The sequence below is a fragment of the Rhizobium sp. R693 genome (genome assembly GCF_002211315.1).
Taxonomy (GTDB): Bacteria; Pseudomonadota; Alphaproteobacteria; order Rhizobiales; family Rhizobiaceae; genus Rhizobium.
Genome location: NZ_LOKY01000012.1, coordinates 14,277 through 31,080, shown reverse-complemented (window position 1 = coordinate 31,080; position 16,804 = coordinate 14,277). Strand labels below are relative to the sequence as shown.

The following is a 16,804-nucleotide window of genomic DNA, read 5'->3' as shown; positions in this document are numbered from 1 at the left end:
TTCTCCCTAGGGAAACACTCGCTGCGTCGGCGAATGCTCATTGATTTTGTTTTTTATCTACAATAAACATTTTCAAGTCAACGGGATTATTGATCCTGTGGACGAGGGAGGCAAACAGCCGCATGCGATCCAAAATAAGATAAGGATTGCTGAGAGATAAGCTTCTGCCACGCTTGGCGCCGCGCCTGTGCGGCCAGCCGATCCGTGTTGCCAGAGCAAGAGGGCGGGGTGCGTATGGCAAGGCAGAACACAGTCTTCAAGGAAGCCTACAACCGCTATGCCGCCGCTTTACGGGCGGATGCAGCATTGCCGTCGGAGCCGGAGATCGCAGCTCAGCTCGGCATCAGCCGCAGCACTGCGCGCGCCATCCTGACAAGGCTCAGCGATGCCGGCATCATTCGCTGGAACAAGCGCCAAAAGGTCGTCCTTCGGCAGCCGACGGAAGCCGATTTTTTCCCCACGGAAGAGACGGATTCGCTGCACGACATCATCGAGCGCAGCTTTATGCAGCGTATTCTTTCGGATGATGCCGCACCAGGCATGCAGATCAACGAACTGGAACTCGCCCGCGAAATCGGCACCGGCACGACCAGTGTTCGCGAGTTCCTGATCCGCTTTTCGCGGTTCGGCCTGATCGAGAAGCGCCCGAACAGCCACTGGATTCTCAAGGGCTTCACACGCGATTTTGCACTTGAACTCGCAGACGTGCGCGAGATGTTCGAGCTGCATTCGGCGGCGGAATTCGGCAAGCTTCCGCCTGAGAGCGACGCGTGGCGCGCGCTGTCGGACATCAAGGCGGATCATCAGGCCATGCTGCGCGACCTCGATACGCGCTACAAGGAGTTCTCCACCCTCGACGAACGCTTCCACCTGCTCATCCACGCAGCTTCGAAGAACCGCTTCATTGCCGACTTCTACGACGCGATCGCGATCATCTTTCACTATCATTACCAGTGGAACAAGGCTTTCGCCCGCGAGCGCAACGAACGCGCGATCCACGAACATCTGGACTATATCGCCGCACTGGAATCACGTGATCAGGCAGCGATCGATGTCGCCTGCCGCCTGCATCTGCGCTCGGCTCGGCAGACGCTGCTGCAATCGATTCCGCTGACGCCCTCCGATGAGGTCCGGGCGCAGGAGTGACCGCGAAAGAAGCCCGATCGAGGCCGGGTTCAGTCTTATCCGCGAGGGTGGTCGCCTGTCGCAAAGAGGAAGAGGGGGGAAGTTCGCGGCTGCTTGGGGGGTGGAGAGAGGCTCCCGCCAGTGATGAAACCCGCCCTCCGCGGCCATGAGACACATCGTCTATTGACCGCCCACAATTAAACGAAGTTCTTCATCGCGTCGAAACCAGGAATTTGCGATAGCTCCAAAAATTCCACGACGTCGACTCTGCGTAGCCCACTTTCTAACCGGGCTGCAAACGACTGATATCTACTACGTTCAAGGCAAAATCCGCCTGCGTGAGGTTCGTCGTCTCGCGCTTCGCATGTAACAGCGCAATAGGCGCTTTGTGTCCTCAGTGCGACGAGATCGGCATCGACGATCTGCGCGACTAAAAGATCATCGCCTTTTCCTGCGACGACACCTGATCGCTGGTCTCGGCTGGGCTTGGCATCGGCTTTGCGCCGGAATGGATGCGTGATCTTCCCAACCGCGCCTTTGCACTGAAGCGGGTGAAGGGCATCGACTGCGGATCGGGCTGGTTGTTGCCTGGAACCGAGAAGATCCGGCCGCCTCGCGGGACAATATCATCGACATCGCAAGGTCGCTTGCGCTCGGGCGGTGACAGAGACGGGCGGTACGGGCGGCGGGTTCGGCTCGGTCTTTCGCGGTGCTGCCGTGAGCCGCCGATTGCTCACCTGCCTGCCTGTCGTCGAATAGCCGCCCTGATCCGGCGCCGCGCGTCCTGCCCGGCTTTGAGGTCCTGCCGGGCCCGCGCCGGCCCGCAACGGCTTTGCCGTCCTCCACTGTCGTTGCGGCCCTTGCGGGTGCCGGCCGGCGCTCAAGGCCCGGCTTTTGGACCGCCGTAGCAGGTCGCGATGGTCGCGACCTCGAACCGGAGGTTTCGAAGATGACGAGGCAGACCACACACCAGCGATCCGATCTCTATAGCCGTATCACCGACACGATCATCGCCGAACTCGAACAGCGCGTGCGACCCTGGATGCAGCCCTGGACCACGGCTCATGCGAACGACCGCATCACCCGGCCGCTGCGCCACAACGGCCAACCCTATTCCGGCATCAATGTCCTATTGCTTTGGGCCGAAGCGATTGCCCGCGGCTTTTCCTCAGCCACCTGGATGACATATCGCCAGGCCCGCGACCTTAGAGCCGCGGTCCGCAAGGGCGAGACCGGCACGACGGTCGTCTTTGCCAGTTCCTTCATTCGCAGCCAGACCAGCGACAGTGGCGAGGAGATCGAACACGACATCCCGTTTCTGAAAGCCTACACCGTCTTCAATGCCGACCAGATCACCGGACTGGACGAACGGTTCCATCAGCTCGCACCGGTTGCCGATCCGATAGCCCGCCTTGCCGATGCCGACCGGTTCTTCGCCAACACCGGCGCCTTGATCCGGCACGGCGGATCGTCGGCCTACTATCAGCCGGCCCGCGACTACATCCAGATGCCGGCCTTCGAAGCCTTCCGCGACGCCGGGTCCTACGTCGCCATCCTCAGCCATGAACTGACCCACTGGACGGCAGCTCCGCATCGTCTTGATCGTGACCTCAGCCGTTATGCCAGGGACAACAGCGCCCGTGCCCGCGAGGAACTGATCGCCGAGCTCGGCAGCTGCTTCCTCTGCGCCGATCTCGGCATTGTTCCAGAGCTTGAGCCACGGCCAGATCATGCCAGCTATCTCGATGGCTGGCTGAAGGTGCTTGCCGGCGACAAGCGCGCAATCTTTGCAGCTGCCGGCCATGCCCAGCGCGCCGTCAGCTACCTGCATCATTTGCAGCCGGGCACCGAATCCGGCGGCGAGGGGGAGGCGGCGTAAGCCGTTTCCTCCTATCCGGCGGCGCGGCTATCTGCCGGCAACGCCGCCGTCGTCCGACTTGTCTTGACCGGCTTTAACTGCGCAGGCGCGCGTCACACACATCCCTGACGAGAGCCTGCAGCACCTTGATCCGCTCGACCAGCCAGGCCAGCTCCTCGGTGGTGATCTCGTAATGCGGCGAATAACGAGCATCGACGTAAGCGCGGTCAAGCCGGGTGAAGCAGCGCCTGGCAAACTTGCTGTCGCGTGGCCATGCCTCGATCAGCCGCGGCGCGACCCGTTCGGCATGCGTGCGAAGAACGCTCAGCCGATGCGACTTCGGGGAGTAGAGCGTGAGCACGAGGAGCGCACAATGATAGGCCCGCTCCGTCGCCTGATGCAGCATGAAGGCGGCGTCGCGCAGAACTCCATTGCCTATGCTGACTTGTGCAAGCTGGCTGGCGTGTATCGCCAAAGGAAACCACTGATCAAAATGCCGCTGCGCTTCCGCTCGCGCCGCCTCCGGTGTCAGCGGTTTCGGCGCGGCCAGCGGATGGCCGGGCGCTTCATAGAGCATGATCCCGTCACGGGCGATGTCCATGAAGAACGGCAGTCCCCGCGAAAGCTTGTCGTTGACGTCGGCGAGGCTATGGGCAATCACCTTGGCCGGTGTTTCGAGATGGCCGGTGACGGCGAACTCCCGTGTCAGCCGATCGTCGATCGCCTGCCAGACGTCGTTCTCCTCGGCGAAGCTCTCGACGTTGACGACGGCCAGCAGGTCGTAGTCGGAACGATAGCCGCTGTCGCGATCCTCAACCCAGTCGCCGCGCGAATAGCTGCCAAACAGGATCAGTTTCAGGATGCGGCCGGCGCGCGCCTTGTCCGACAACTTGTTCTTCTGGGCGTCCTCGAACTCCTCGAAGATGATCTGAACGACGCGGGCAAGCTCACGGCGCTTCTTGTCGGGGAGATGATCGAGCTGTTCAGGAATGATCAAGGCAATCTGCCCTTATGTTCTGCAATTACCAATACCGCAATGCGCGAGATTCTCTACTGCCGATGGCAAAAGCGCAAGAGCTGGCTGGTGCCTTTCCGGGGCAGCAGCGTTCGTGCAAACGGCTTGAGGCCATAGCGCCTGCTATCAAAAGGCCCGCGGCGCCATTGGCTTCTGACGCTTGAAGATCGCAGTAAACAATGCGTCTTTGCCGGTCGCTTCGAAACCATTCCCGTTTCTACGTCGCCTTTCTAAGGGACCGGTCGCAATCAGCGTCAACCCGTGAAGGGTTCCCCTTCGCTGACGCTCCGGTGACGCCTGCGGCCCGGCCCCTTCTTCGGGCGCCATCGGGAATGGTCCCGAGCAACCGAAGGAGAATACCATGGCTACCACGATCGCAACCTTAACGCAGAAGACCGACGGCAGTCTCGAAGGCGTCTTTGCCACCATCCGGGTCAATGCCCCGATCGCCATCATCCCCAATGCCAACAAGGCAAGCGTAGAGGCGCCGGACTATCGCGTCATTCACCGCAAGACCGGCTTCGAGATCGGCGCGGCCTGGACCCGCATCGCCCGCCAGACCGGTGAGGAATACCTCTCCGTCAAACTGGAAGCGCCCGAAATCGGCGTCATCTTCGGCAATCTCGCTCCGGCTCCTGGCGGCGACGCCAATCGCAAGGTCATCCTCTGGAACAACCCGGCCTGACTGATGGGGCCGGTCCCGAGGGGCCGGCCCCGCCACCATTCCGATCTGCCCGATGCCGATTGCATCATTCAGGATTGGCAGCGCCAGACGCTGTGATCCGAGTTCGGCGAGCACAAAGACGAAGCCCGACCTCTGCTGGAGGCCGGGCTTTCGTTTTGATCGTGCAGTTGACTTTACTTGTTCAGCGCGTCCTTCAGCGCCTTGGCCGGCGTAAAAGCCAGCTTCTTTGCGGCGGCGACCTTGATCGTTGCGCCGGTCGCAGGATTGCGCGCCTCACGCTCCGGCGTGTCCTTGACCTTGAACTTGCCGAAGCCGGGCAGCGACGTTTCGTTCCCAGCGACAGCAGCCTCGGTAATCGAAGCGATCACAGCCTCGACGATTGCCTTGCCCTGCGCCTTGGTCAGGCTGTGCGCAGCTGCGATCTTGTCGGCGATTTCATTGGTGGTGGTCATGTTCGTCTCCCCATCGTGATTGTTTGGGAATCCCTGACAGGCGATTCTCCTCCTGTCATCGGCTGAAGATCGAGTTTGCGGGCCTAGTGCCTGGATTTCCACAGCTTCTCATCGGCCGCAGCTCAGGACATCCGGCAACCACGACAAAGTCTGCCGCAGCCAACGTTATCGGTGCCCCAAGAGAGGCTGGATATCTGCTCAGTCACTCCGATCGTGCCATGCCGGCATGAAGGCCCCAAGGACGAACGGTGCCTCCAATTTTGTCGCCGCTCCGGTTCCCTCCGCTCCGACAAAAATCGGCTCCCCCACTCGCCGCCGCTGGCGGTCGCTTGGCGATCCCTGACCCCTCCATGCCGCCGTGACCCGGACGCTCGTCTTTCACATCAGTCAAGGAGGCGACGATGCAACTGGAACAACACATTGAAGAGCTTCGGATGGAGTTGCACCAAGCGATCGACCCTGCCGAGCGGCGCCGGATCGAGATTGAGCTGGAGCTGGCGCGTGCCGAGCTGGCGGTGATCATGGCCGAACAGGACGGCCGCATCAGCACCGAGCCTCCGTTCTGACGGAGGCCACTTGCCATTTCCCGCAGCCACACCCGCCGGATCGACCGGCGAGGCAGTTCGCGCCGCAACCAGGACGACAGATTGCCGGAGAAGTCGTCCGTGCCGCTTTCAAGGCGACATGACAAGCGCACCGATGAGCAGCTTGCGCCGTGTGTCCTCGGCGCGTTCCTGTTTGTCCAATCGGGCCTCCAGGGTCTTGCGTTGCGCGTCCAGCTGCGCCAACCGTTCCTCGATGGTTTTGCGGACCATGCTGTTCTCCAATGAAAGAACACAAGGGGCAAAACGCCGCCGCACCGATTGACGGCAGTCGGCCAATGCTCTTCGGCGAGGCGTTGTCGCCGCCAATCTGAAGCGCGTTGACGTGGTGGTTTGCCATGGTCGGAATTTTGCCATCATACCGCTTTGGTTGCAATCAGCAAAAATACACATGCTGAACGCGAGCTGCATGTGGAAGGCAACAAGGCTCCCAGCACACCCTAAGAGAGTATTGGTAGATGGATTTCTATTCTCGCTTGCGGTGTGCCGTGAACATGATTATCTTAGCGAGTAGATTCCTAAAGGCGCACTTACGAGTTGCTGTGCAAACTCGGTGCATCGATCCCTCGGTGGCACGGGAAATCTGCGATTGGCGATCTATCATGCGAGCATGAAGCCGGTGTCGCGGTCGAGCGGACGAAGCGCTGTCGCCGCTGCCGCCTATCGCGCTGGTGTTCGCCTGACCAACAAGCGGGATGGGATCACGCATGATTTTACCAACAAGCAGGGTGTGGCACATGCTGAGATCGTGCTGCCCGTCGGCGTCGATGCCATGTGGGCGCGGGATCGTTCGGCGCTGTGGAATGCGGCCGAACGAGCGGAGAAGCGTAGCGATGCCCGGGTTGCCCGCGAATTCGAGATCGCGCTCCCGCATGAACTGACCATTGGCCAGCGGCTGGCGCTGACACGGGCCTTCGCGCAGGATCTCGCAGATCGCTATGGCGCTGCCGTGGATGTTGCCATTCACAGGCCGCACGAACAGAGCGACGTGCGCAATCATCATGCGCATCTGTTGATGACGACGCGGCAGGTGAGGGAGGAGGGGCTTGGCGCCAAGACCTATATCGAGCGCGAGAACAAGTGGCTGTTATCGAACGACCTGCCGACCTCGCACATGCAGCTTGGCGATATCAGGCTGGCCTTCGAGCAGCACGCCAACCGGCATCTGGCGATGGCGGGTCTCGATATCCGCATCGATCATCGTTCGCATCAGGAACATGGGCTCGAGATCGAGCCGACCGAGCATATGGGCGTGCATGCGACGCAGCTGGAGCGGCAGGGGATGGCGGTGTCGCGGGCGCGGCTGGATGCGGCGGCGGCGCGGCGCAATGCCGATCTGATCCGGGAGAAGCCGGAGCAGGTCCTGACGCTGATCACCAACGAGAAGAGCGTCTTCGACCGGCATGACGTTGCGCGCACGCTGCATCGCTACATCAATGACGATATTCAGGCATTCCAGAATGCCTTTGCCTCGGTCATGGCGTCGCCGGCGCTGGTCGAGCTGCAGCCGGAGCGGATCGACGAAGGAACCGGTGAGATCGAGCTGGCGCGCTATTCGACGCGGGAGATCGTCGCGCTCGAAAGCGCCATGGCCAGGCGGGCGAGAGTTTTGGGAGAAACCCGCGGCCATGGCGTTGATCGTCGTCATGTCGATCGGGCAATAGCCAGGCAGAACGCGGCGATCCGCTCAAGTCTGGCGGCGTCCGTTTCCCCAGGAATGGAGCGAGACGGCAAAGACGGCGACGCGAAGCGGATGGAGGCTGGGCTTTCCGAACAACAGCGTCGTGCCATCGAGCACATCACCGGAGCGGAGCGGATCGCTGTGGTCGTCGGCTTTGCCGGTGCCGGCAAATCCACCATGCTTGCGGCGGCGCGCCAGGCGTGGGAAGCGCAGGGGTATCGGGTGCATGGCGCGGCTTTGTCGGGGAAGGCGGCCGAGGGGCTGGAGGAATCGTCCGGCATTGCCAGCCGGACATTGGCGTCCTGGGACTATGGATGGCAGGCCGAACGCAATCAGCTTCACCGTGGCGACGTGTTGGTGATTGACGAGGCCGGGATGATTGGCAGCCGGCAGCTCGCGCGGTTCATCGGGGAGGTCGAGGCACGCGGTGCGAAGATCGTCCTTGTCGGTGATCATGAGCAGTTGCAGGCGATCGGAGCCGGCGCTCCGTTCCGGGCGATTGCCGAGCAGATTGGTCACGTCGAACTTTCGGAAATCCGACGCCAACGCGAGGACTGGCAGCGCGTGGCGTCCGTCGCCTTTGCAACACACCGCACGGCGGAAGGATTGGCTGCTTACCGCAAGTACGGCGACATCCGGTTCAGCGACACGAAAGACGATGCTCTTGCCGAAGTGGTGGGCGACTATCTCGCTGATCGCAACCGGTGGCCGGAGGGAACCCGGGTTGCGATGGCGCATCGTCGGGCCGACGTGCGGGCGATCAACGCCAGGATCCGATCAACCCTGCAGGAGCGCGGCGAGCTGGCACGAGGCGCGGTCGAGAGCCAGGAGCTCGGACGCGAGATCAGCTATTCGACCAATGACGGCAAGCGGAGTTTTGCGCCGGGCGATCGGATCGCGTTTCTGGAAAACAACCGTGACCTTGGCGTCAGGAACGGCATGCTGGGCACGGTCGAGAGCGTCGAGACCGGCCAGATCGTCGCGAGACTTGACGGCCGGGGCGACCACATCGTTGTGCCGACCGCCGACTACAGGGCGATCGATCACGGCTATGCCACGACGATCCACAAGAACCAGGGCGCGACCGTGGATCGTGCCTATGTGCTGGCGTCCCGGACGATGGACCGGCATCTGACCTACGTGGCGATGACCCGGCATCGTGACGGCGTGCATCTTTATGCCGACAGGCAAGAGTTCGTCGACCGCAACGCCGGTCGCCTGCTCGCGCACGGCAAGGCTCCCTATCAGAATAATCCTGGCAATCGTGACAGCTATTACGTGACGCTGGAAACCGAGGCTGGCAGGAAGCACACGGTCTGGGGCGTGGATCTCGAACGGGCGATCGCCAAGCTGCGGCCCGCGATCGGCGACACGATCGGCCTTGAGCATGTCGGCTCGCAGACGGTGCGGCTTCCCGACGGCAGCACCGCCACGCGCAATGCCTGGAAGGTGCATGGTGTCGAGGCGCTCGCCTATCGGCAATTGGAAGACCGGCTGAGCCGCTCCGGCGTCAAGGAAACGACGCTCGATTACACCAGGAACTTTGCCGAACGGCGCGGCATTGCGGCGCGGTTCGGCGCTGAGAGTGAGATCGATCTTGCTCCCGCCGCAAAGGCCGGTCCTGTTCAGAAGGATGCTGCTCATTCAATGCAGGAGCGGACGGAGCGTGCCGTGACGCAGCGTCGCGGCATGTTCGATGGCCTGAAGCTGAAACCGGCGCAGGAAGCCTCTCCGGAGGTTCCTGAGCGCAGTGAGAGGGCAGAGAGCTTGCAGCCTTCCGGGTTCGAGCGGGCGGTGAACCGCTATGCCAGGGCCTTCGAGGCGGCGCACCGAAACCAGCAGGCGGGCCTGCCGATGCTGGAAGCCCAGAGGCAAGAGTTGCGGCAGGCCGGGCTTGGGCTCGACCAGGCGCGGGCGGGATCACATCAGCTGATGCGATCGGCCTTGCAGCATGATCCAGAGGTTCAAAACGCCATGACGGAACGGTCGGGCCGTGCGCGCGTCGGTGAACTCATCGCCGGTATGAAGCGGGAAGGGGCCGCGCTGGCGGATCCCGATATCAGGGCTGATCGTTTCGTCGCACGTTGGCAGGAGTTGCGGGGTGAGCACCAGGCGCTTTCCGGCCGGCAGCATGACGAGGCTCGCCAGAAGATCGAGAATGAGATGCGCGGGATGGCGAAGAGCCTGGAGCGCGATCCGCAGGTCGAATCCATCCTGCAAAACCGGACGCAGGATCTTGGCATCCGCCGTGAGCGGCAGAATGAAAGCCTCGCCCGGGACATTGACCGGAGTTTGTCAGAACGCCGCGATCTCGGGCTGGAACGATAGGAGCTGCCGAATGAGTGGTCAGGGCGACGGATACGAAACCGAGGACGAGCGTGACGCCGGCGATCCGGCGCAGGCCTTCGATGCACTGCGGCGGACGGTCGAAAAACTGGTCCGCGAGGTTGGCGGCGAAATGACCGTCATCCGCAAGGGTGTCGAAGCGGTCTTCGAGACATTCGAGACATTCCAGCAGCCGAGCGACTATGGTCCTGACCTCGGGCGGATCGTAAAGCAGCTTCAGACTGTCGCTGAGCATCTCGAGGCGGTCGAGAAATCACCGGCCTTGCGCAACGGTGCGGATCACTATGCTCGTGCGATCGAGGCAGCCGGGAGCCGGGTTTCGGACAATGTCGGGCGGATGATCGAGACCAGAGGACGCGAACTCCAGCATGTCTCGGCTGTGCTCGAAGGCTATATCAAGAGCGCGCGTGATCGCCGCACGCAGGATTGGGGGATGTTGGGCACGGCTGTGGCCGGCCTGATGCTTGGCGTGCTGTTGACGCTGTTTGCGCCGCGCCTGCTTCCCGGCTCCGTCGATATCAGCGTCGCCTCGACCGTCATGAACGCCGATCGCTGGAATGCCGGGATCGCTCTCATGCAGTCGAAAGATCCCCGCGATTGGCAGAATCTCGTCGATGCCAGCAATCTCGTGCGGGCCAACCAAGAGGCGCTTGCCGCCTGTGCCGAAGCTGCCGCCAGGGCGAAGAACGATCAGCGCTGCACGATCAGTGTTTCGGGGGGGGGGGGAGAGGAAGTGACAGGCGTGTATTACGATCGGCTCAGTCTAACGCATTCCCCTCTCACTACTGTACGCCAAGCAAGCCGTTCGGCACCTTAAGTGCCTAAGAAGAATGGTGCCGCTTACGTGACTCGAACACGTGACCCCATCATTACGAATGATGTGCTCTACCGACTGAGCTAAAGCGGCAATCCTGCGGCCGAACGATGCGGCCCGCGATTTGCATGGCGCTGATACAGGCATTGTTTGAAGATTTCAAGCGCCCTGTCATCTCTTCGGCAAAAAAGAAAAGCGCTGTGGAAATCCGTGGCCAGTCCCTAAAGTGACAGGCGCGTCCGGGCGGCCGTATATTCGGCCTCGAGCCGATCGACGAGCCTCCCGACCGGTTCGATCGCCTTGATGGCGCCAATGCCTTGTCCGCTGCCCCAGATGTCCTTCCAGGCCTTGGCGCCGCTGACGGCCTGTTCGAAATCCATCTTCGAGGGATCGGCGACCGGCAGGTTGTCGGGGTCGAGGCCGACGGCTCGGACCGACGGCTTGAGATAGTTGCCGTGTACGCCGGTGAAATAGTTGGAATAGACGATGTCGTTCGCCATGCCGTCGACAATCGCCTGCTTGTAGGCGTCAGAGGCCCGGGCTTCCTCGGTTGCGATGAAGGGAGTGCCTACATAGGCCATGTCGGCTCCCATGGCCTGCGCCGCGAGGATGGCGCTGCCATTGGCAATCGCGCCGGCAAGCAGCAGCGGCCCGTCGAACCACTCGCGGATTTCCTGGACGAGGGCAAAGGGCGAAAGCGTGCCGGCATGGCCCCCCGCGCCAGCCGCAACGGCGATCAGTCCGTCGGCACCCTTGCGGATGGCCGAGCTGGCATGACGGTTGTTGATGACGTCGTGAAGCACGATCCCGCCGTAGGAATGCACGGCGGCGTTCACCTCCGGCACGGCGCCGAGCGACGAGATGACAATAGGCACCTTGTATTTGACGCAGAGCCTGAGGTCATGCTCCAGCCGCTTGTTCGACATATGGACGATCTGGTTGACGGCAAATGGGGCAGCCGGGCGTCCAGGGTTTGCGGAGTTGTAGTCGGCTAGTTCCTCGGTGATCATGGCAAGCCACTCGTCGAGCTGGCTTTCCGGCCGCGCGTTCAACGCCGGAAAGGCGCCGACGATCCCGGCCTTGCACTGCGCCAGGGTCAGCGCCGGGTGCGAAATTATGAAGAGCGGCGAGGCGACGACCGGCAATCTGAGATTTCGGGTCAGGATCGGGGGCAGGGCCATTGGACACCATGAGAATTGACGTTTACGAAAACGTCAATGTGATAGCAGAGAGTTTGGCGGAGGAAAAGCTCGCTCTATCGATTCCACAAATATAGGCTATTCTTGCAAGGACATAGGACGGCCTGCGGCAACCCCGCGTTATCCCCTGCCGATGCGACCTGCAGGCCGAGCGAGGCTTGCGATTTGCCGTAGCAGCGGTTACCGCATTTACGAATTGTTAAGTACTGGCCCAGTCTCAGAATAAAGGACCGGACGTGAGTGGATTAGAAACGGCTATCAGAACGGCGCTCAGCAATGCCGATCGGGACAATCCCGAAGTCCGTGCAAAGATTTACCAGTCCGCGCGTCAGGCTCTCGAAGCTGGTCTTCGCAAACAGGACATCACCGACACGGAAGCGGTTGCCTATCACCGTCACCGGCTCGAGACGACGATCCACAGGATCGAAGCGGAGGAGCGCGAGCGCCTTCATCCGCGGCAGGGGCCGCCGGAAGTTCCCGTTCCACCGGTGGTGGAAATACAGGAGCCTGTTGGCCATTTGGCAGAGGACGACGTGGCGAGCGTTTCCATCGGCGGTGAAACCCGCGGGCATTCGGTCACGGACTCGCGCTTTGACGACGGATCCAGCCTCGCCGGCGTACATGCTGGCAGCGGTGATCATCTGGGCGTCGCGCAGGCTGCTGAGGCGCCGGCAGCGGAGCGAAAGCCGGCCCAGATGGACTTTCGGCCGGAGCGTGCGGCGGTTCGTCGTAAGCCGCGCAAGTTCTTCTCCCGGCTGCTTGTCGCCTGCGTGCTTCTCGCCTTCATCGGCATGGGCGCCTGGTGGGTGTACTCTTCGGGCCTGCTGAAGAGCGCGGCTGAGCGGGATACAAGTGTCGCCAATCCGCCGGCGAGCACCCAGCCGGAAGACTTCGACGGCGTCGAAGGCAACGGCAACGAGAGCGCTGCCGCAGGCGACAATGCGGCACCGGTTACGATCGATCCGCAGAACTCGTTTTCTGCTGACTGGATCGAGGTTTTCAAGCCGTCTGACGCGGATAAGATCAAGACAGGCGCGAAATCTCAAATCCAGAAAGTCGCCGAAAACGATGGCCCGGCCGTGCGCCTGATCTCGCAGAGCAACGCCAGTGATGGCAACATCACCATCAGCGTTCCAGCCGATGTGCTGCAGCAACTGGCCGGCAAGTCTTCGACAATTGCGATCACGCTGCAATCGACCTCCGATGAGGCGACCCAGATCACGGTGGAATGCGATTTCCAGTCGCTCGGCGACTGCGCTCGCCATCGCTTCACTGTTACCCGGCAGAAGTCTGATGTGCTGCTCCAGGTGCGCTTCGATCGATCGCTGGCGCCGAACTCTGCCGGCAGTCTGATGATCAACAGCGACGTCGATGGCAAGGCGCGCGGCATCAACCTCTACGCCGTGCGGATCCTGCCGGGACAGTAAGCTATTTCAGGAAATCGGGACCTGAGCCGATGATCTTCTCGTCGAGCTTGCCGACCGCGTCCCTGTCCTTGCCGTCGTAATCCATCGTCTTAAGCATATGACGAATGAGGTTCAGCCGGGCCCGGCGCTTGTCATTGGCATGGATGACTGTCCACGGCGCGTATTTCGTATGCGTTTCCTCGAGCATCCGATCGCGCTTTTCGCTGTAGTCGTCCCATTTTGTCAGCGCCGCGATATCCATCGACGACAGCTTCCAGATCTTGAGTGGATCGTGGCGGCGATCGTGGAAGCGCTTCAGCTGCATTTCCCTGCCGATGTCGAGATAGAATTTGAAGAAGAAAATGCCCTCGTGAGCGATGACCCTCTCGAGCAGAGGCGCCTGGTTCAGGAAATCCTCATATTGCTTGGGCGTGCAGAAGCCCATTACGGGCTCGACACCCGCACGATTGTACCAGGACCTGTCGAAGAGCACGAACTCGCCTGCTGTTGGAAATTGTGCGATGTAGCGCTGGAAATACCATTGTCCGGCTTCGCGCTCGGTAGGCTTGGTCAGGGCGACCACGCGGATAAGGCGAGGATTCATGTGGGCCGATGAGGCGGCGATCGCACCACCCTTGCCCGCCGCATCTCGTCCCTCGAAAAGCGCCATGACGCGCTTGCCGGTGGCTTGCAGCCAGAACTGCACCTTCACTAGCTCGATCTGCAGCTTTTCCAGTTCCTCAAGGTATTCCTCTTCCTTGAGCTTCTTGTTGTAGGGAAAGTCGCCTGATTGCAAAGCCGCTTCGTCGACCCAGTCCGGCAGCACGGGGTTATCGACATCGAAGACGCGCTTCTTTCCGCCAATGTCCAGTTCAATGGCCCTGCTTTCGACATCGTCGGCCATGGCGTTCTCCCCGCTCCGCGTTTCGTTGAGCACAGGCGACCATATTTCCCGTTAAAAATCAAATATCTTGCAGATGGCGAAAATTCCTGTGCGTTCCTGTTGCGCCGTCTCCCTCCGCTGGTTGCAGTCGAAAACTTCTGTCATGATTCATCGCTATCAGGCAGAGTTTGAAGACAAAAATACGAGCCGAGATCGCGAGGGGCAGTTGGAAGACAAAACGCCATGGACACGAAGCCTGCTTTTGCGCATTCGCCAGGAACGCCCCGTCCTGCTCGTGGCTTTACTGATCGCCTTGATCGCTCTTGCTTCCGGCGTGAACAAGTGGGCTGTGCTCGGTCTTCTGCTGATCGTGATCCTCACCGCCTTGTGGCACGCGGTTCCGGTTGTTCGTCAGGAGCCGCCGCAGCCGGTTCCTGAAGACGTCGAAGTCCTTCGCAGCCGCCTGCCGGAGGTTTCCGCGACGTTGGCCGCGTTGGACATCCCGGTCATGGTCCTTTCCGGTGACGCCTCCGTTCTCTATCAGAACCGAGCGGCGGAAAAGGCGTTTGGCGAGGTGTCCATCGGCGCGCACATTTCGGCACGCCTCCGTTCTCCAGGCATTCTCGACATGATCGGCGAAACGATCGCCACGAACACGCCGAACCAGATCGAGCACTCCGAACGGCTGCCGTCCGAACGCGTTTATGTCGTTCGAAGCGCGCCAGTTGAGCTCAGCGACCAACAGGCAACGGGCGAACGCTTCTTCGTCTTGTCCTTCCGGGATATTTCCGAAGTCCGCCGGATCGACCGCATGCGCTCCGATTTTGTCGCCAATGCCAGCCACGAGTTGCGCACGCCGCTTGCGTCGCTGCGCGGGTTCATCGAGACCATCCAGGGGCCGGCAAAGAGCGACGCGAAGGCGCAGGAGCGGTTTCTCGGCATCATGCTGGATCAGGCCACCCGCATGAGCCGCCTCGTCGATGACCTGCTGTCCCTTTCGAGGCTGGAACTGAAGTCGCATATCGCCCCGGACGAAAAAGTCGATCTCGTTCCTTTGCTCGGGCATGTTAGGGATTCGCTGGTGCCGCTTGCAAATGACGTCGGGGTCGAGATCGCGCTGCATCTTCCGCAAGGCACGGCAGAGGTGCTCGGTGATCGCGATGAGCTAGTTCAGGTCTTTGAAAACCTCATAGAAAATGCGTGCAAGTATGGACAGGAGGGCAAGACCGTCGATGTGTTCCTGAAGAACGGTCAGGGAGAGCCGGTGGAAGTTACCGTGGTCGACAAGGGACCGGGCATTCCAGCCGAACATGTGCCTCGCCTGACGGAGCGATTTTACCGCGTGAGTATTGAGGATAGCCGCTCGAAGAAGGGCACCGGGTTGGGCCTTGCTATCGTCAAACACATCCTAACGCGTCACCGCGCACGCCTGATCGTCAAGTCGGAAGTCGGTAAGGGAACGAGCTTCACCGTGCGGTTTTGACATAAAACTGCAAACGTCTGCCGATGCGTTATAGTTTTTTTGAATAAATTCAAACACATAGACCGTCACAAATGTTTCATCGAATTGACATAAAAGCTCTAGTCATCAGAGGCTAAAGAGAGCGTGCCGCTGATAAGACGGCACCGCCGACGGCCACAGGCCGCACTCAGACCGCAATATGCCCGGGAGATTGTTATGAACGCTTTTAAACTCACGGTCGCAGCACTTGCCGCTTCCGCCGCTTTCGCTGGCGCGGCCGTTGCTCGCGACCAGGTTCAGGTTGCAGGCTCGTCCACCGTCCTGCCTTACGCCAAGATCGTTGCCGAAACCTTCGGCGAAACCTTCAAGGACTTCAAGACGCCAGTCGTTGAATCCGGCGGCACGGGCGCTGGCCTCAAGGAATTCTGCAAGGGCGTCGGCCCGGAGAGCATCGACGTTGCTAACGCTTCGCGTCCGATCAACGCCAAGGAACTGGAAGCCTGCAAGGCAGCCGGCGTAACCGACATCCAGGAAGTCAAGATCGGCTACGACGGTATCGTCTTCGCTACCGACGCTTCCAACCCGGACGTCGCCTACGTCCCGGCAGACATCTACAAGGCTCTGGCCGCTCAGGTCGTCGTCGACGGCAAGCTCGTCGCCAACCCGTACAAGAAGTGGTCGGAAGTCAACCCGAAGCTCCCGGCTGTTGACATTGCTGCCTACATCCCGGGCGAAAAGCACGGCACGCGCGAAGTCTTCGAACAGAACGTTCTCGCAGCAGGCTGCAAGGCTTCCGGCGCTCTCGACGTCATCAAGGCTTCGATCTCTGACGCTGCTGCTCAGACCAAGGCTTGCGTCGCAGTTCGCAAGGACGGCGCTGCTGTCGACATCGACGGCGACTATCCGGAAACGCTGGCACGCATCGCTGCCAACAAGACTGGCGTTGGCGTCTTCGGCCTGTCCTTCTATGAAAACAACGCCGACAAGCTGAAGGTTGCGACCGTCAACGGTATCGTTCCGTCGACCGAGACCATCTCGAACGGCACGTACCCCGTTTCCCGTCCGCTGTTCTTCTACGTCAAGAAGGCACACCTCGGCGTCATCCCGGGCCTGAAGGAATACGTCAACTTCTTCGTTTCCGACCAGATGATCGGCCCCGACGGCCCGCTCGCTGAATACGGCCTCGTCGCTGCGCCGGATGCAGAGCGCGACGCGATCCGCAAGAGCGTTGAAGACGGCAAGACCATGTAATGACCTTTGGCGGCGCGATCTTGAT

At 61.1% G+C, this 16,804-nt stretch carries 13 protein-coding genes, 1 tRNA gene and 2 pseudogenes; 10 read left to right on the top strand and 6 right to left on the bottom strand.

From position 1 onward, the window contains the following. Positions 1 to 234: 234 nt before the first annotated feature. The 3 genes and pseudogenes from ATY79_RS12035 to ATY79_RS12025 all read left to right on the top strand — a co-directional run bounded on the left by ATY79_RS12035 (position 235) and on the right by ATY79_RS12025 (position 3,004). A complete protein-coding gene (locus ATY79_RS12035) occupies positions 235 to 1,146 on the top strand; it encodes a GntR family transcriptional regulator (protein WP_088691249.1) in 912 nt (303 codons plus the stop codon). Positions 1,147 to 1,529: 383 nt separating this feature from the next. After that, positions 1,530 to 1,789 (top strand): annotated as a pseudogene (locus ATY79_RS30510) (LysR family transcriptional regulator); the annotation flags it as partial. 285 nt (positions 1,790 to 2,074) lie between these two features. Beyond that, positions 2,075 to 3,004, top strand: a complete 930-nt coding sequence (locus tag ATY79_RS12025; RefSeq protein WP_088704187.1) for a zincin-like metallopeptidase domain-containing protein — start codon at positions 2,075 to 2,077, stop codon at positions 3,002 to 3,004. Positions 3,005 to 3,077: 73 nt separating this feature from the next. Here the strand turns inward: ATY79_RS12025 and ATY79_RS12020 are convergent, their stop codons facing one another. After that, positions 3,078 to 3,980, bottom strand: coding sequence for a HEPN domain-containing protein (locus tag ATY79_RS12020; RefSeq protein WP_088703984.1), 903 nt, complete (start codon positions 3,978 to 3,980; stop codon positions 3,078 to 3,080). Between the two features lie 379 nt (positions 3,981 to 4,359). Between ATY79_RS12020 and ATY79_RS12015 the strand changes: the two genes are divergently transcribed. Continuing rightward, positions 4,360 to 4,683: a DUF736 family protein gene (locus ATY79_RS12015; RefSeq protein WP_088703983.1), complete on the top strand. Its 324-nt coding sequence runs from the start codon at positions 4,360 to 4,362 to the stop codon at positions 4,681 to 4,683. Between the two features lie 173 nt (positions 4,684 to 4,856). On the opposite strand, the gene ATY79_RS12010 is transcribed toward ATY79_RS12015, so the two are convergent. Next, on the bottom strand, positions 4,857 to 5,135 hold the full coding sequence (locus ATY79_RS12010) for an HU family DNA-binding protein (RefSeq protein ID WP_088703982.1): 279 nt from the start codon (positions 5,133 to 5,135) through the stop codon (positions 4,857 to 4,859). Between the two features lie 401 nt (positions 5,136 to 5,536). Between ATY79_RS12010 and ATY79_RS30860 the strand changes: the two genes are divergently transcribed. After that, positions 5,537 to 5,701 carry a hypothetical protein gene (locus tag ATY79_RS30860; protein WP_189638012.1) on the top strand — a complete coding sequence of 55 codons (165 nt, stop codon included), beginning with the start codon at positions 5,537 to 5,539 and terminating at the stop codon, positions 5,699 to 5,701. Between the two features lie 50 nt (positions 5,702 to 5,751). Here ATY79_RS30860 and ATY79_RS12005 read toward each other — a convergent pair. After that, positions 5,752 to 5,950: pseudogene (locus ATY79_RS12005) on the bottom strand (mobilization protein); the annotation flags it as partial. A gap of 376 nt (positions 5,951 to 6,326) precedes the next feature. Here ATY79_RS12005 and traA point away from each other — a divergent pair. Together traA and ATY79_RS11995 are read left to right on the top strand one after the other, a co-directional pair. Then, positions 6,327 to 9,746, top strand: a complete 3,420-nt coding sequence (gene traA / locus ATY79_RS12000; protein WP_088703981.1) for a Ti-type conjugative transfer relaxase TraA — start codon at positions 6,327 to 6,329, stop codon at positions 9,744 to 9,746. 10 nt (positions 9,747 to 9,756) lie between these two features. Next, on the top strand, positions 9,757 to 10,581 hold the full coding sequence (locus tag ATY79_RS11995) for a DUF6118 family protein (protein ID WP_189638011.1): 825 nt from the start codon (positions 9,757 to 9,759) through the stop codon (positions 10,579 to 10,581). Positions 10,582 to 10,595: 14 nt separating this feature from the next. Here ATY79_RS11995 and ATY79_RS11990 read toward each other — a convergent pair. Together ATY79_RS11990 and ATY79_RS11985 are read right to left on the bottom strand one after the other, a co-directional pair. Continuing rightward, positions 10,596 to 10,671 (bottom strand) — tRNA-Thr (locus ATY79_RS11990). Positions 10,672 to 10,799: 128 nt separating this feature from the next. Beyond that, positions 10,800 to 11,759, bottom strand: coding sequence for a nitronate monooxygenase family protein (locus tag ATY79_RS11985; protein WP_088691250.1), 960 nt, complete (start codon positions 11,757 to 11,759; stop codon positions 10,800 to 10,802). A gap of 254 nt (positions 11,760 to 12,013) precedes the next feature. Here ATY79_RS11985 and ATY79_RS11980 point away from each other — a divergent pair, with 254 nt between their 5' ends. Then, positions 12,014 to 13,204 carry a hypothetical protein gene (locus ATY79_RS11980; RefSeq protein ID WP_088691251.1) on the top strand — a complete coding sequence of 397 codons (1,191 nt, stop codon included), beginning with the start codon at positions 12,014 to 12,016 and terminating at the stop codon, positions 13,202 to 13,204. A 1-nt stretch (position 13,205) separates the two neighbouring features. Here the strand turns inward: ATY79_RS11980 and ppk2 are convergent, their stop codons facing one another. After that, positions 13,206 to 14,087 (bottom strand): polyphosphate kinase 2, encoded by an 882-nt coding sequence (ppk2, locus tag ATY79_RS11975; protein WP_088691252.1) that lies wholly within the window; start codon positions 14,085 to 14,087, stop codon positions 13,206 to 13,208. A 205-nt stretch (positions 14,088 to 14,292) separates the two neighbouring features. On the opposite strand from ppk2, the gene phoR reads away from it, so the two are divergent. Continuing rightward, complete coding sequence (gene phoR / locus ATY79_RS11970) at positions 14,293 to 15,549, top strand: phosphate regulon sensor histidine kinase PhoR (RefSeq protein ID WP_245312372.1); 1,257 nt, start codon at positions 14,293 to 14,295, stop codon at positions 15,547 to 15,549. A 195-nt stretch (positions 15,550 to 15,744) separates the two neighbouring features. After that, the gene (locus ATY79_RS11965; protein ID WP_088691254.1) at positions 15,745 to 16,779 is read left to right on the top strand and encodes a substrate-binding domain-containing protein; all 1,035 of its coding nucleotides are present in this window, start codon (positions 15,745 to 15,747) and stop codon (positions 16,777 to 16,779) included. Positions 16,780 to 16,804: the final 25 nt, after the last annotated feature.

Excerpts from the sequence above, each read along its gene's own strand:
- ATY79_RS12035 (WP_088691249.1), top strand. The coding sequence starts at position 235 with ATGGCAAGGCAGAACACAGTCTTCAAGGAAGCCTACAACCGCTATGCC.
- ATY79_RS12025 (WP_088704187.1), top strand. The coding sequence starts at position 2,075 with ATGACGAGGCAGACCACACACCAGCGATCCGATCTCTATAGCCGTATC.
- ATY79_RS12015 (WP_088703983.1), top strand. The coding sequence starts at position 4,360 with ATGGCTACCACGATCGCAACCTTAACGCAGAAGACCGACGGCAGTCTC.
- ATY79_RS12010 (WP_088703982.1), bottom strand. The coding sequence starts at position 5,135 with ATGACCACCACCAATGAAATCGCCGACAAGATCGCAGCTGCGCACAGC.
- ATY79_RS30860 (WP_189638012.1), top strand. The coding sequence starts at position 5,537 with ATGCAACTGGAACAACACATTGAAGAGCTTCGGATGGAGTTGCACCAA.
- ATY79_RS11995 (WP_189638011.1), top strand. The coding sequence starts at position 9,757 with ATGAGTGGTCAGGGCGACGGATACGAAACCGAGGACGAGCGTGACGCC.
- ATY79_RS11985 (WP_088691250.1), bottom strand. The coding sequence starts at position 11,759 with ATGGCCCTGCCCCCGATCCTGACCCGAAATCTCAGATTGCCGGTCGTC.
- ppk2 (WP_088691252.1), bottom strand. The coding sequence starts at position 14,087 with ATGGCCGACGATGTCGAAAGCAGGGCCATTGAACTGGACATTGGCGGA.
- ATY79_RS11965 (WP_088691254.1), top strand. The coding sequence starts at position 15,745 with ATGAACGCTTTTAAACTCACGGTCGCAGCACTTGCCGCTTCCGCCGCT.